The sequence below is a fragment of the Pseudomonas sp. Os17 genome (assembly GCF_001547895.1).
Classification (GTDB): Bacteria; Pseudomonadota; Gammaproteobacteria; order Pseudomonadales; family Pseudomonadaceae; genus Aquipseudomonas.
In genome coordinates this window covers 1,797,962-1,813,142 of the sequence record NZ_AP014627.1, presented here as the reverse complement: position 1 = coordinate 1,813,142, position 15,181 = coordinate 1,797,962, and the positions used below count along the sequence as shown (strand labels likewise).

Annotated in this window: 11 protein-coding genes; all 11 read right to left on the bottom strand. The window is 62.7% G+C overall.

Annotated elements, in window-relative coordinates; translation table 11 throughout:
• Window position 1 precedes the first annotated feature (1 nt).
• Entirely contained in the window at window positions 2-1,228 is a 1,227-nt protein-coding gene (locus tag POS17_RS08140) for a class I SAM-dependent methyltransferase (protein ID WP_060838127.1), read from the bottom strand.
• Window positions 1,225-1,785, bottom strand: coding sequence for a dTDP-4-dehydrorhamnose 3,5-epimerase family protein (locus POS17_RS08135; protein ID WP_060838126.1), 561 nt, complete (start codon window positions 1,783-1,785; stop codon window positions 1,225-1,227). The genes POS17_RS08140 and POS17_RS08135 overlap by 4 nt, the downstream gene beginning before the upstream one ends.
• On the bottom strand, window positions 1,782-2,864 hold the full coding sequence (rfbG, locus tag POS17_RS08130; protein WP_060838125.1) for a CDP-glucose 4,6-dehydratase: 1,083 nt from the start codon (window positions 2,862-2,864) through the stop codon (window positions 1,782-1,784). Before rfbG ends, POS17_RS08135 begins: the two co-directional genes overlap by 4 nt.
• Window positions 2,846-3,619, bottom strand: coding sequence for a glucose-1-phosphate cytidylyltransferase (rfbF, locus tag POS17_RS08125; protein WP_060838124.1), 774 nt, complete (start codon window positions 3,617-3,619; stop codon window positions 2,846-2,848). Before rfbF ends, rfbG begins: the two co-directional genes overlap by 19 nt.
• A gap of 254 nt (window positions 3,620-3,873) precedes the next feature.
• Window positions 3,874-7,446 carry a glycosyltransferase gene (locus POS17_RS08120; protein WP_060838123.1) on the bottom strand — a complete coding sequence of 1,191 codons (3,573 nt, stop codon included), beginning with the start codon at window positions 7,444-7,446 and terminating at the stop codon, window positions 3,874-3,876.
• 120 nt (window positions 7,447-7,566) lie between these two features.
• A complete protein-coding gene (locus POS17_RS08115) occupies window positions 7,567-9,135 on the bottom strand; it encodes a flagellar hook-associated protein 3 (RefSeq protein WP_060838122.1) in 1,569 nt (522 codons plus the stop codon).
• A gap of 13 nt (window positions 9,136-9,148) precedes the next feature.
• The gene (gene flgK, locus POS17_RS08110) at window positions 9,149-11,200 is read right to left on the bottom strand and encodes a flagellar hook-associated protein FlgK (protein WP_060838121.1); all 2,052 of its coding nucleotides are present in this window, start codon (window positions 11,198-11,200) and stop codon (window positions 9,149-9,151) included.
• Window positions 11,201-11,210: 10 nt separating this feature from the next.
• The gene (gene flgJ / locus POS17_RS08105) at window positions 11,211-12,473 is read right to left on the bottom strand and encodes a flagellar assembly peptidoglycan hydrolase FlgJ (protein ID WP_060838120.1); all 1,263 of its coding nucleotides are present in this window, start codon (window positions 12,471-12,473) and stop codon (window positions 11,211-11,213) included.
• Between the two features lie 10 nt (window positions 12,474-12,483).
• A complete protein-coding gene (locus tag POS17_RS08100) occupies window positions 12,484-13,593 on the bottom strand; it encodes a flagellar basal body P-ring protein FlgI (protein ID WP_016963126.1) in 1,110 nt (369 codons plus the stop codon).
• 15 nt (window positions 13,594-13,608) lie between these two features.
• On the bottom strand, window positions 13,609-14,304 hold the full coding sequence (gene flgH / locus POS17_RS08095) for a flagellar basal body L-ring protein FlgH (protein WP_060838119.1): 696 nt from the start codon (window positions 14,302-14,304) through the stop codon (window positions 13,609-13,611).
• Between the two features lie 61 nt (window positions 14,305-14,365).
• Complete coding sequence (gene flgG, locus POS17_RS08090) at window positions 14,366-15,151, bottom strand: flagellar basal-body rod protein FlgG (protein ID WP_060838118.1); 786 nt, start codon at window positions 15,149-15,151, stop codon at window positions 14,366-14,368.
• Between the last annotated feature and the right edge of the window lie 30 nt (window positions 15,152-15,181).

Below are 15,181 nucleotides of genomic sequence, written 5' to 3'. Positions count from 1 at the left end.
TTCACAGCAGCTTCAACTCGGGCACCGCGATCACGAAGCGCCCGCCCCATTGCCGTACCTGGGCCAATTGCTCGCTGACTTCGTCCAGCAGGTTCCACGGCAGTACCAGCACATAGTCCGGACGCTCCTGATCGATGCGCTCGGGCGCGACCACCGGGATCCGGCTGCCCGGCAGGTACTTGCCCTGCTTGTGCGGGCTGGCATCGGCAACCCAGGCCAACAGGTCGGGCTTGACCCCGGCGTAATTGAGCAAGGTATTGCCCTTGGCCGCCGCGCCATAACCCACCACGCGCTTGCCTTCGGCCTTGGCCTGGAGCAGGAAGCGCAGCAGCTCGTGCTTGATCCGCTCGGCGGCCGGCGCCAGGGTCTGGTAGTACCCGGGTGTGTTCACCCCGGCCTGCTGTTCCAGCCGCAACTGACGCGCCACGCTGTCCAGTACGGGACGGCGCTGGCCATCGACACGCTGCACGAACACCCGCAGCGAACCGCCATGGGTCGACAGGGTTTCGACATCGAAGATTTCCAGGCCGTTGCGCTGGCACAGACCCTGGACCGCGGTCAGCGACAGGTAGGAATAGTGCTCGTGGTACAGGGTATCGAACTGCTGCCCGGCCATCAGGGTCAGCAGTTGGGGGAACTCGAAAGTCGCCACGCCCGTGGGCTTGAGCAAGGCGGCAAAACCACAGAGGAAGTCGTTGATGTCCGGCACATGGGCCAGCACATTGTTGGCCGCCATCAGGTCGGCGGCCCAACCCTCCGCCAGCAACTGCGCGGCGGTATCGCGGCCGAAGAACGACTCACGGATCAGCAGCCCCTTGTCCCGCGCCGCCTGGGCGGTACTGCGAGTCGGCTCGACCCCAAGGCAAGGGATGTCACGCTGGGCCACGTACTGCAACAAGTAGCCATCATTCGCCGCCACCTCCACTACCCGGCTCTGGGCATCCAGGCCGAAACGCTCGACCATCTGCGCCACGTAGTCCCGGGCATGCTGCAGCCAGGTGCTGGAAAACGAGCTGAAATAGGCGTAGTCGGCGTCGAACAGGTGGTCGGCGCGGGTGTAGTCCTCGGTCTGCACCAGCCAGCATTGCTGGCACACCTGGACCTTGAGCGGCACCCATTGCTCGGCCTGATCCAACTGCCCGGCACGCAGATAGGCGTTGGACGGCGGCGAGGTGCCCAGGTCGATCAGAGGCAGGCTCAGGCATGCGCCACAACCGCGGCAATTCATAGACTCACTCCAGCGAAAGCGGCATCGAGCAAGGGGTGGCTGGCATCCCGGGTCGACAGATTATTGACAGGCAGCGGCCAGTTGATCGCCAGGCGCGGGTCCAGCACCGACAACCCGGCCTCGTGCTCCGGGGCGTAGTCGGCGCTGTGCAGATAGAGCAGTTCGGCATCCTCGCTCAGGGTCTGGAAACCATGGGCGAAGCCTGCCGGCAACAACAGGCTGCGGCCGTCGCCGCCGCGCAGGTGCTCGGCATGCCAATGCAGAAAGGTCGGCGACTCGGGGCGCAGGTCCACTGCCACGTCCCAGACCTCACCGCGCAGGCAAGTGATGAGCTTGGCTTCGGGTCGGGCCGCGGTCTGGTAGTGCAGACCGCGCACGCTGCCGCGCTCGCGGGTGCAGGAATGGTTGATCTGACGGATATGGAAAGGCTGGCCAAAGGCACTCAGGCTGCCCTCGCAGAACAATCGGGAAAAATGTCCGCGCTGATCCTCGAAACGTTTGTGGCGCACCTCAAACAACCCGGCCAAGGGCAGCGCCAGCACCTGGAACTCGCTCACAGCGCCCCCCGATACAGGTTCAACTGCCCGAGGGTCACGGCGCGCATGTCCGCTCCGCTTTTCCAGGCCAGGTGCCAGTCCAGGGTTTGCACCAGGCATTGCTCCAGGGTCCAGCGGGGCATCCAGCCCAACAGCTGTCGCGCACGACTGCTGTCCAGGCGCAACAGACCGGCTTCGTGCAACTCGCTGGGCTCGATCCGCAGCCCCGGGGCTTCGGGCCAGTGCCGGGCCAGCAGCCCCACCACGTCACCGACGCTGCACATGTCTTGCTCGCCGGGACCGAAGTTCCATGCCCCCGCGTATTGCGGACCTTGCTCATACAAACCAGCCGCCAGCTGCAGGTAGCCGGCCAACGGCTCCAGGGCGTGCTGCCAGGGGCGCACCGCCTGGGGGAAGCGCAGGGTTACAGGTTCATCGGCGGACCAGGCCCTGAGCACATCGGGAATCAGCCGCTCGGGCGCGAAGTCGCCCCCGCCCAGCACATTGCCGGCGCGGGCCGTGGCCAGGGCCAGGCCGTGCTCGGCGTAACGCTCGGCGGCAAAGAACGAGGAGGCATAGGACTGGGCCAGCAGCTCGCAACAGGCCTTGCTGCTGCTGTAGGGATCATGACCACCCAGGGGTTCGTTTTCCCGGTAGGGCCACAGCCATTCCTGATTGGCGTAGACCTTGTCGGTAGTCACCAGGACGCAGGCGCGCACCCCACCGACCTGACGGATCGCTTCCAACAGGTTGAGGGTGCCCATGACGTTGCTTGAGTAGGTCCCCAGCGGATCACGGTAAGCCTCGCGCACCAGGGGCTGGGCCGCCAGGTGCAGGACGATTTCCGGCTCGACCTGGGCGATCAGCTCCAGCAGGCTGCCCAGGTCCCGCAGGTCGCCACGATGATCGTCAATCCCCTCGGCCACCCGGGCCAGCTCGAACAGGCTTGGCTCGGTCCCCGGATCCAGGGCGAAACCGCTGACCTCTGCGCCCAGGCTTTGCAGCCACAGGCTCAGCCAACTGCCCTTGAAGCCGGTATGGCCGGTCAGCAGGACCCGCTTGCCGCGCCAGAACTCCGGACTCAGTCCCACTGCTTCCACGGGGCCTCCCCGCTTTGCCAGAGCTGTTCCAGATGGTTCTTGTCGCGCAGGGTGTCCATGGACTGCCAGAAACCCGAGTGCTCGTAGGCACTCAGCTGATGATCCTTGGCCAACTGGATCAGCGGCTCGGCTTCCCAGGTGGTGCTGTCGCCATCGATGTAAGACAGCACCTTGGGCGACAACACGAAGAACCCGCCGTTGATCCAGCCGCCGTCGCCACGGGGTTTCTCAGTGAACCCCAGGACCTGATCGCCCTTGCGATCCAGGGCGCCATAGCGGCCTGGCGGCTGCACCGCGGTCACGGTGGCCAGCTTGCCGTGGGCCTGGTGAAAATCCACCAGGGCGCCGATGTTCAGGTCTGACACACCATCGCCGTAGGTAAAGCAGAACGCCTCTTCATCCTGCAGATAGCGCCCGGCACGGCGCAGGCGCCCACCAGTCATGGTTTCCTCGCCGGTGTCGATCAGCGTCACGCTCCAGGGCTCGCTGTAGTTCTGATGCACGTCCATGCGGTTGTTGCGCATGTCGAAGGTCACATCCGAGGTGTGCAGGAAGTAGTTGGCAAAGAAGTCCTTGATCGCGTAGCCCTTGTAGCCCAGGCAAATCACGAAGTCATGAATCCCGTGGGCGGAATACTGCTTCATGATGTGCCAAAGAATTGGCTTGCCACCGATCTCGATCATGGGCTTGGGCTTGAGGTGGGACTCTTCGCTGATTCGCGTTCCCAGTCCACCTGCCAGAATTACGGCCTTCATCGCTGTCCTCTTGCTCTTCGTGGGCCAGGTCAGCCCATTCAGGGCTGGCGCGGCGCCAGATGCAGATCATTCATCGCAACCCAAGGGTCCCTTGCACCGCGCCGCAGTGAAGGATTTATGGCGATTTACTGGGGACTTGCAGGAAGTGCGCCAATTGCGTGCAGGCAACGCAGAAGGCCGCAAGGACAGTCACTCGAGTGATGCTTGCCCAGAGAGGCGGCCGGTGACGGTGGGCATCACCGGCCAAGATTGGATCAGTCCGCCAACCATCCCCACAGCCAATGCCGCAGGTTATCGTCACGCAGCATGAAGTCGCGATGCACCGCTTCTCGCAGCTCATCGCCCATGCGGTAGCTGGCTGCCGGGTCGGAAAGGTGCATGCGGATCGCCTGCAACCATTCCTCGGTGCTGTTGCTGCGGACCTTGGTGCAAGGCAGGAAACCGCGATAGGCCTCAGTGTCGGTGCAGATCACCGGATAACCGCAGGCACCGTACTCCAGGAGCCGCAGGTTGCTCTTGCAATCGTTGAAGATATGAAACTCCAGCGGCGCCAGCGCCAGATCCAGGTTCAGGCTGGCCAGCTTGAACGGATAGCTTTGCAGGCTGGTGAGCGAGTGAAATTCGTGTACGTAAGGACGCAAGTCGTCAGGGCACATGCCAAAGAATACCCACTCGACCTCGTTCGCCAGCTCGCGCACCACCTCGGCGATGATCTCCAGGTCGCCGGTATGGCTGGTGCCACCACCCCAACCCACCCGAGGCTTGCTGGAGGTACCACGACGACTGGTCAAGCTGGCCCAGGGGTCCAGCGCCAGCATGTTGGGCACCACGCGGATGTCGCTGTGCATGCTCGACAGGGCGTCTGCCAGTGGCTGGGTGGTCACCACCACCCGATCGCACAAGCCGATGCCTTCACGCAGCATCTGCTCGGTGTTCACCGGCTTGTTCCGAGCGTGGGTGTTTTTCTTCGGCGCACTGACGATGTAGTCGTCGAGCTCGAAGACCCGCAGGGCGCTGGAATATTTTTTCATCCGCAGAATGTCACTGGCCGCCCCTTCGCTATAGCGGCACTGCAGGATGATGGTATCCGGCGACAGGCGCTCGATATCCACCGTGGACGGCGACTCGTAGGCCACCCGGGCAATCACCCGCCCCGCTTCTTCCAGTGCCGCCAGGGGACCTGTGACCCGGTAATGCCCGACCGCGGAACTGTTGACCGGCAAGCCGAGGATCAAGGGCAACGCGCGACTGCAGAACGGATTCCAGTTGTTGCGCAAGGAAGGTTCCAGACTGAAGCTGGAATAGCCCAGGCTAAGGGCCGGGTTATAGGCCGGATCGCGAGCGATCTTCGCCATCCACTGCTGATAGAAGCGCTCCTGCTCGGCCTCGCGGACCAGCTGGCGCTCGCTGTCGTCAACGGCAGGCGATGCTGGTCGCAGCATCAGGGTGGCATGAGGCGTCCAGACCACCAGATAGCCATTGCGATCGACCCGCAGACACAGATCGGTCGCCCCCAATTCGCCGGCGAAGGCCTGCTCATCCAGGCCGCCCAGGCTGGCAAAGACCTCCTTGCGCACCATCAGGCAATCGTCACTGACCGCACTCCAGTTCTGTACCACTTGCAGTCGTTGCATGTAGCCCCTGGCGTCCATGGCTTCGCCGACAAAAGGCGAACTCACAGGCCCAGCCATACCCAGCACCTGACCGGCATGGAGAATGGAACCATCAGTCGCCAGGATCCGTGCCCCCACCACGCCCACCTCCGGACGCTGGGCCTGATTAAGCAGCTCATCCAGCCAGTCGCCACTGCAGATAAGCGCCCTCGGGCTGAGCAGCAAAAGGTAGTCGCCACGCGCCTGGCTCGCCGCACTGTTGATCAGCGCAGCATGGCTGTGCGGACCGACATAAGGCAGAACTCGCAGCATGGCACCACCCAACTGGGCCATGGCTGTCAGCCAGTCGGCCATGGCCGGGTCGCGACTGCCGGCATCCATCAGCACAATTTCATAGTGGTTGTAGGCCGTCTGCTCGATCAGGCTTTCCACACAGCGCTGCAGGGTCGCCAGGGAGTCACCGCACGGCAGGATGATCGACACCAACGGTCGGCTAGCATGCAGGTAATCAATGCGGTTGAGCAGCGGCAGATCATCATGAACAATCCGGTGCTCCACGCCGATGCGCTGCAAATGCGCCGCCACCAGCCCTTCACTGGCCTCGATCACCTGAGGGCGGGACAACCACTGGGCGAAGCTGAACTCGGACTCCAGCTGGATATCGGCAATGTGCTCGATGGTCTGCGGCCCGGCCGCCTCCACCATCCGCCACAGCAGATCCTGGGGCGCCAGCTCGCCACGGACCGGGTCGAAACCGCCCTCGGCCATGAAACGCTCGCGAGAAAAAGCCAGGGCGCGACCGACATAGGGATAGGAGCGCATCAGGTCGAGGTTGAAGTCGGGCTTGAACACCGGCTCCGACGACTCACCCTCTACCAACGCGCCTTCATCGCTGTAGGCACAGAACATGGCCGGGGTATTGGCGATGCGCTCGGCAAGGATCAACAGTGCCGACTCCTGCAGGCGATCACCAGCCTGCAGCAGATAGAACCAGTCGCAACCTTCCAACTGCGGCACCAGCTCATTGAGCTGCTGCACCCAGTCGCCTCGCAGAGACTGATGCAGAACCCGATCACGCACCTGCTCTTCGCCCACCGACAACACCAGCACCGCGGCAGGCGCGAACAACTGACCATCAATGCTGTCCAGAGTCCGAGCAAGTGCCTCGCCATCGCCCTCAAAGTCAAGGACCACCGGCACCAGTTGCACCCGCCGCGGCCAGCTGTCGATGCGCTGAGGCATCAGCCGCTGCTCCACCGCCGAAAACTTGCGTACCGACAGCCACTCCCGATAGAAATCCTCGTAACTGATGCTCTCGCCACCGACCCGGCCATCGACCACGGTACTGCGGTTGCCCAGCACCCGGGTCACGCACAGCTCCTGCCAGTTACGCGGCTGCTCGGCCTCCCGAGCCATATCGACATAGCGCACCCAGCCTGCCGCCGGCGCCGACTCGCCACTGCGTGCGGCCAGCATCTGCACCAGCCACTCCCACTCACTACGTGCCTGCTTGAGCATTTCCGGAGTCGCGCTCAGGCGCCCCGGGTACAGGCGCTCGCAACTGAGCACCGTCACCAACGCCGCGAGATTGCCACGGCGCATCAGGCAGATGAACAGAGCGAAATCCAGCAGCGCTACAAAACCGGCACCCTCCTGGATCAATGCCGGCAGCAGCTCCAGCACATCGGCACGACGCATCAGCGCCGAGCTGAAGTTGCCGAGGAAATTGCGCGGCGTGCTCTCGAGGATCGCCAGCATATCCTCGCCCTTGAGCACGGCATCGTTGTAGGTAAAACGGCAGTTGTCGACCCGCGGCGGCAGGATGAAATTCCCGGCGTCACTGAAGACCCGTAGTGCGCACACCAGGTTGATATCCGGATTGTCGATCAGCACCGGTGCCTGCAGGGCGATGCTGGGCGCAAACAGCCGATCGTCATCACATAACACCTTGATCAGCTCGCCACGCGCCTCTTCAACACAGCGCAGGACGTTCTTCTGCAGGCCCAGGCGCTGCGGGTTGCGCAGATAGCGCACAGGATGTGCAGGCTCGACAATGGCTTCGACGATACGCTGGATCTGATCGTCGGCACTGTCGTCGCAAATGACGATTTCCAGGGGCTGGTAGGTCTGCGCCAGGGCACTGTCCAGAGCCTGACTGAAGAAACGCGGGTTGAAGGCGGGGATGACGATGCTGACTAGAGGGGCTTGGTTCACGGTTGCAAACTCTCGAGCGGCGAGCCCCGGCCAGAAAGACCAGGGCTGCAGGACCGCTTAAAAAAGACGGCTGACGGCTCGACGATCACGGCGTTCGAGACGGGCTCGAACGCCTTGTACTCAGACCTTGTTGAACAGGCCGAGTTGAGTGATCTTGCTGAAGGCCAACTGCGAGGCCTGCAACATGGTCTGCTGCAGGGTCAGACGGGTCATGACTTCGGCCGGATCGGAATCACTGATGGCCGAACGCGTGGTGACGTTGGCTGCCGCCAGACTTTCGTTGATTTCGTTCTGGGTGGCCAACGCCGAGCCACGACCACCGATGGAGCTGATGCCGATGGACAGCTGATCGACACCACTGGCCAGGTTGGCCATGCCCGAGGCGAGGTCGGCCAACTGCTTCTGGGTCGCCAGGACGTTACCGTCGGTGGGTGTGTTCAAGGCGTTTTTCAACTGACTCACGGTGTCCAGGATATTCTGGGTTTCGTGAGTGTTGACCGCCACGCTGAACTGATCGTTGGCGGCCGGCGACGGAGCGCCCGTCAGGGTGAAGCTCACACCTGCCGCAGTGGCAATATTGCCCGGACCGACCACCCCTGAAGACACTGGCTTGCTGTCGGCCGTCAGCGGCGCGGCATACAGGTCGAAGTTGGTGGCGCTGGTGAACTTGAGCACCGCGTTACCGCTCGGGAACGTCGAGTTGTAGGCCACCGGGTCAGTCACGCTGGTGGCTGAAACCTGAGTCATGCTCGGGTTGCCCGGAGAACGCGCAACGTTGAAGGTGTCCGGCTTCGACGCCAGGGTGAAGCTATGGCCCGGCAGCACCGTGTTGGCGACATCGCCGGACTTGAGATTGACGTTCAGGTTCAGATCGATACCCCGGAAACTCACCGTCTGATTCGGCGAAGTACCGACCACGCCACCCTTGCTGGCCTCGGCGGTCACATCGTTGCCGCTGCCATCGAGGATCTGCAACTGGGTACCGCTGACGAACGACACGGTATAAGGCTCGCCAGCGCGGAACTGGCTGTTGTAGGCGCCACTGTTGCTCATCTGGCCATTGGACAGGGAAACCCGTCCATCATCCACCGCCGGCGAGGTCATGGTGACCTGACTACGACTGGTGTTGAGCGCCTGCTGGAACACATCCCAACCGGTGCTGTTGGCGGCCATCATCATGGTGTCGCCCACCGGCAATTTCAGGCTGCTCTGGTCACCGTTGTAGCTGTAGGTGCCATCGGAGTTGCGGCTGAACGGCGGAACGTCGTCCTTGGAACCACCGAACAGGTACTTGCCGTTTTCGTCCTGAGAGTTCATCAGGCTCAGCAGTTGCTCTTCGATCTGCCCCAGCTCGGCAGCATTGGCCTGGCGGTCGGCATCGGTGTAACCGGCGCTGCCCGCGCCGACGGCCAGTTGCTTGGCGCGGTCCAGGACGTTGTTGATGCTGGTCATCACCGACTCGGCCTGGCCCAGGGAAGCCTTGATCGAGTTGCTGTTGGCTTTGTACTGATCAAGCAGGGAAGCCTGCTGACCCAATTGCAGCAGACGGGCAGCGCCCACCGGATCGTCGGCGGCGGTCTTGACCCGGACCAGGCTGCTGGCTTCTTCGCCGCTCTTGATCGCGTTGGAGAAGTTCTTCTGATAGTTGGCAGCCGAAGTCTCGTAATACTGGGCGGTGGAAATGCGCATGGGCTACGACTCCTTAAAGGCTGTTGATCAGCGTGCTGAAGGTTTCCTGCGCAGCCTTGATGATCTGCGAAGACGCGGTGTAGTACTGCTGAAACTTGACCAGGTTGCCGGTCTCATCATCCAGGTTGACCCCGGACAGCGAGTCCCGGGCACCCTTGGCGTTGGCCAGGATGGAACCGTTGGCCGCGGTGTCGAGCTTGGCCTGGCTGGCCTTGGCGCCGACGTTCTCGATCAGCTTGCCGTAGGCATCCACCAGGGTGATGCCCTTGCTCGCCGAACCGGTGTCCACGGTCTGTTTGGTCTGCAGGCCCGACAACGCCAGGCCGTTGCGGTTATCGGAAGAACCGGCGCCATTCACCGAGATGCTCATGTTGTCACCGGCGTTGGGCGAACCGGCAACGGTCATTTGCACCGTGAAGGTCTTGGTCACGGGTGGCGTGCCGCCGTCGGTGATCGGGTTGCCGCTGGCATCGAGCATATTGACTTGCAGGTTCAGGACGTTGCTCTGCCCCGGCACGATGGAGCCGCTGCCCATCTTGGTGCCCTTGGCGTCAAAGTAATCGTATGTCTGGCTGCCGCCGGACGCCGCGTTGAACACCACCTTGACCGGGCCGGAGTTCTTGAGAGCGGTCTGCATCTCCAGCTTGCTGGCTACATCGTAGTTGTCGATCGGCACCGCCAGGGACGGCTGCGAAGAAATGCTCAGGGAGCTCTTGACCCCGGCACCCAGCTCGGCCTTCAACGGCGCGGCCAGAGCCAGGCGCTTGGAGTCGGTCATTTCCGTCTGGATGGTGGCTGCGGCATTGCGGGTCGGGATGATCTTGAAGCTGTCACCGGCGGCCACCGTACCAGTGAGGTTCAGCGAGAAGCCGTCGATCACCGGCGCCGGGCTGGTGGTCGTGCTGAAGCTACCCAGGTCGGAGCCATCGGAACGCTTGACGCTGTAATCGGTGGCACTGCTGAAGGTCACCGTGTAGTCACTGGTGCTCAGCTTGCCGGTGTCCTTGATCGTCACATTGAAGTTGCCCGAACCGGCGCTGTTGGTCGCGCTGGCCATGCTGCGCTGACTGATCATCCTGAGGCTGTTGATGTCGTTGAACAGGTTGCCGCCGAATTCACCGTTCTTGTCGATGCCCTGGGCCATCTGGCTGTTCATCTGGTCGGCTACCACCAGGGCCACGCGCCCCAGTTCATTCATGGCCGGGTCCAGCACTTCGCTGCGATAGCGCAACAGGCCGCCGATCTCGCCACCCGTGGTGACGTTGGTGATGTCCGCGGTACTGGTACCCCGGTTGATCTGCAGCATGGAGCGGGTCGGATCATTCTTGCCCTGCACCACTTCCAGGGTGTTGGCAGAGTTGCCCATCACCAGTGGCTGACCGCTGCCCAGGTACAGATCGAGGCTCGAACCGCGCTCCGATACCTGAACCCCGATAAACGTCGAAAGCTGACGCACGGTTTCATTACGGGCATCCAACAGATCGTTGGGCATGCCGTTGCCGTTGGTCGACAGCTCGGAAATCTTCTGGTTGAGCTGAGCCACGGTGTTGGCCAGCTTGTTGACCTGGTCCGCCATGCTCGCCAGGTTGCCATTGATGTTGCTGTTCTGCTCGTTGAGCTGGCTGGACACCGAATTGAAACGGTTGCTCAAGGCCTGAGTGTCGCTGAGCAGCAACTGCCGGGAGGCCTCGTCGGTGGGCTTGGCGTTGAGGTTCTGCAGCGAGGCGAAGAACTTGGTCAGGGCGCCGTTCATGCCGGTGCCGTTGTCCGACAGCAACTGGTCGATCGGGCTGATCTGGCCCTGGTAGGCGGCCACGTCACTGTTGAGGGACGTGGCGGTGCGCAACTGGGCATCGAGGAAGCTGTTGTACACCCGGCGCACGTCGGCCAGGGTGGTACCGGTGCCGATGAAGACATTGCCGAATTGAGCGGAGGCCTTGGTGCCCTGCACGGTCTGCTGGCGCGAGTACCCGGCGGTGTCGGCGTTGGCAATGTTGTTACCCGTGGTCATCAACGACGTTTGGCTGGCGGCCAGCCCCGACATCCCGATATTGAGCAAACTCATGATTCAGACCTTATAAATTCGTGGAAACGCCCGCCGCAGCGTAGTTCTGGTAGTTCTTCATCTGCTTGGCTATCTGCGAAATCTTGCTAGCGTAATCCGGGTCCGTTGCATACCCGGCTTTTTGCAACTCGCGAACAAACTGTTCTGGTTTATCGGCCACCTTCAGCACTTCTTGATAGCGATTGTTGCTCTGCAACAAGGTCACCAGATCGTGGAAGCTGTCCTGATAGGAATCGTAGGAACGGAACGCCGCCGTCTCCTTGACCATCTGCCCATTGCGGAACTCACTGGTGATCGCCCGGGCCTGAGCACCCTGCCAGCTCTTGCCGGCCTTGATGCCGAACAGGTTGTGACTGCTGGTGCCATCCTGCTGGCGCATCACCGATTTGCCCCAACCGGTTTCCAGCGCGGCCTGGGCCACCAGATAGCGAGGATCGACGCCGATCCGCTGAGCAGCCTGCTGCGCCATTGGCAGCATGGTGGCCACGAAGTCGTCGGCGGAGCTGAAGGCGCGCTTGGCCGGCGCCAACGGCGGCTGGGCCATGGCCCGGCCATACACGCGCATCTTGCCCTGGGACGCGGCATAGCCCTGGTTGACCCGCCATTCGCCGCGCAGCACCGCATCAGCGGCCGCCGTGGTGCGACTCGGCGCAGCGTTCTGAGTGGTGGCATCGGCAACACCGCCGGCCGACGGCACGATCCCGGTCAACAGGCGATCGGTCAGCTTGCTTGGCAGCGACAGGCGACGCTGGTTGAGCAGGACCATGTCGTTATGAGCCACGGAGGTTCGCAACGGGTCATGGGCACGGGAGGCCCACAACGGCCGCTGGCCATTGGACCGGCTCAAGGGACCATCCTGGGCACTGGTGCCCGCAGCAATCGGCGTCGGTGTCGCCACTGGCGCAGCGGCCTGGGCTGGCGGCGTGGCGCCCGGCGTGACCGGCTTGTTCTTCATCATCTGGCGCATCAGCACATTGGCCAGGCCGATACCGCCCCCCTCACGCGACAGGGACACCGCGAGCTGCTGATCGTACATGTCCTGGTATTGCTTGGCGGCCGGGGTATTGAGCGGGTTGTCCTGGGCAATGACATCCGTGGCCTTGCGCATGGACTTGAGCATTTCGTTGAGAAACAGCGATTCGAACTCCTGGGCCACCTTGCGCACGTTGGCTTCGCCGTTCTTGTCCCCGACCTTGAGTTGCTGCAGACGATTGAGGTCGGAATAGGACCCGGAATCGCCGCTGCCAATCAATCCGCTCTTACGTATATCCATGGCCGCCACCTCAAATCACGATCAAGTCGGCTTGCAGCGCGCCGGCCTGTTTCAAGGCTTCGAGAATCGCCATCAGGTCGCCTGGGGCCGCGCCCACCTGGTTCACCGCGCGAACGATCTCATCCAGGGTGGTACCCGGGCCGAACTTGAACATCGGCTTGGCTTCCTGCTGCGCATTGACCCGCGAACGCGGCACCACCGCGGTCTGGCCATTGGACAGGGGACCGGGCTGGCTGACGATCGGGTCTTCGGTAATGGTCACGGTCAGGCTGCCGTGGGTCACCGCCGCCGGCGACACCTTGACGTTCTGCCCGATGACGATGGTGCCGGTCCGGGAGTTGATGATGACCTTGGCCACCGCCTGCCCCGGATCGACTTCCAGGTTCTCCAGGATCGACAGGTAATCCACGCGCTGGCTTGGGTCCAGTGGAGCGGTGACGCGGATCGAACCACCATCGATGGCCTGGGCCACGCCCGGGCCGAGCATGTCGTTGATCTTGTCGACGATGCGCTTGGCAGTGGTGAAGTCCGAACGGTTGAGGTTCAGGGTCAGGCTGTTGCCCTGGTTGAAACCGCTGGGCACGGCTCGCTCCACCGAAGCGCCGCCGGGAATCCGCCCGGCCGACGGCACGTTGACGGTGATCTTCGAACCGTCGCGCCCTTCAGCGTCGAAACCACCCACCACCAGGTTGCCCTGGGCGATGGCATAGACGTTGCCGTCGATCCCCTTGAGGGGTGTCAGCAACAGGGTGCCGCCACGCAGGCTCTTGGAGTTACCGATGGACGAAACCGTGATATCCACCTGCTGGCCCGGCTTGGCGAAAGCCGGCAGATCGGCACTTACCGACACTGCCGCAACGTTCTTCAACTGCACGTTGCCGGAACCGGCCGGCACCTTGATGCCGAACTGCGACAGCATGTTGTTGAAGGTCTGCAGGGTGAACGGCGTCTGAGTGGTCTGGTCGCCGGTGCCGTTAAGCCCGACCACCAGGCCGTAGCCGATCAACTGGTTGGAACGCACGCCGGAAATACTGGCGATGTCCTTCAGCCGCTCGGCCTGAACGCCGAGGGAAGTGGACAGCAACAAGGCCGCCGCCATCAGGTGCTTGAAGTTGAACATGAGGCTTCTCATCACCTAGAAAGGGAACAGCGGGCTGAGGAAGAAACGGTCGAACCAGCCAGGCTGGTTGGCATCGGCAAAGGAGCCGGTGCCCGAATAGGTGATGCGCGCATCCGCCACTCGGGTCGAGGAAACGGTGTTGTCAGTGGCAATATCGTCGGCCCGGACCAGGCCGGCGATCCGCACCAGCTCGTCGCCGGTGTTGAGGGTCATCCACTTCTCGCCGCGTACCGCGATGATGCCGTTGGGCAACACATCGGCCACGGTGACGGTGATCGAACCGGTCAGGCTGTTGCTCTGCGCCGCCTTGCTGTCGCCCTTGGTCGCACGGTTGCCGCTGTAGCCGGCATTGAGGGTCAGGTCGCCATCGCCCAACGGGTTGTTGGTGTTGGGTACGGCACCGAACAGCGAGGTCAGGCCAACGCTGTTGGAGCTGGTCTTGGTCAGGGCCGAGTTGGCGCCCTTGCTGGCGTTGGTCCGCTCGTTCAGGGTGATGGTGATAATGTCACCGACCCGGAACGCCTTGCGGTCGCTGTACAGGTTCTGCTCGAAGCCGGCCTGGTAAATCGAGCCATTGTTGGACGCGGAAGGCAGCGGTGTACGAGGCAATACTGGCGCGTAGTAAGGGTCATTGGGCTTGGGCGGCGGGGCAACACAGCCCGCAAGCACGGCACTCCCACTCAGCGCTAGAACACAAATAAACCGATTCATGACCCTTCCTCACGATGTTGCCGGCACGCCACATCAGACCTGTGGCGACCTCAAGACTTGATTACAGCTTCTGCGTTATGAACGAGAGCATCTGGTCGGCGGTGGAGATCACCTTGGAGTTCATCTCGTAGGCACGCTGGGTGGTGATCATGTTGACCATCTCCTCGACCGTACTGACGTTGGACGCTTCCAGAGTGTTCTGCAGGGTGGTGCCGAAACCGTTGAGACCCGGGGTACCGATCTGCGGCGCGCCGCTGGCGGCGGTTTCCAGGAACAGGTTGTTGCCCTGGGCCTGCAGGCCGGCCGGGTTGATGAAGTCGGCGGTTTGCAGGTTGCCGATCACCTGGGACGCCGGGTTGCCGGCGATGGTGATGGATACGGTGCCGTCCTGACCCACAGTGAAAGTCTGCGCGTCGTTGGGCACGACAATCGCCGGTTCCAGGGCAAAACCACTGGCGGTGACGATCTGGCCATTGGAGTTGAGGTGGAAGGTGCCGTCACGGGTGTAGGCCGTGGTGCCGTCGGGTTGCAGGATCTGGAAGAAACCGCGGCCGTTGATCGCCAGGTCCAGCGGCTGCTCGGTGGTTTGCAGGCTGCCGGCGGTGAAGTTCTTCTGGGTGCCGACAATGCGCACACCGGTACCGACCTGCAGGCCGCTTGGCAGTTCGCTGTCCTGGGTCGACTGGGCACCCGGTTGACGCTTGATCTGGTACAGCAGGTCCTGGAATTCCGCGCGATCACGCTTGAAACCCGTGGTCGAGACGTTCGCCAGGTTGTTGGAAATCACACTCAGGTTGGTGTCCTGGGCGGACAGACCGGTTTTGGCAACCCATAGAGCCGGAAGCATTCGATTCTCCTCTCGCGCCTGTTTTACGGC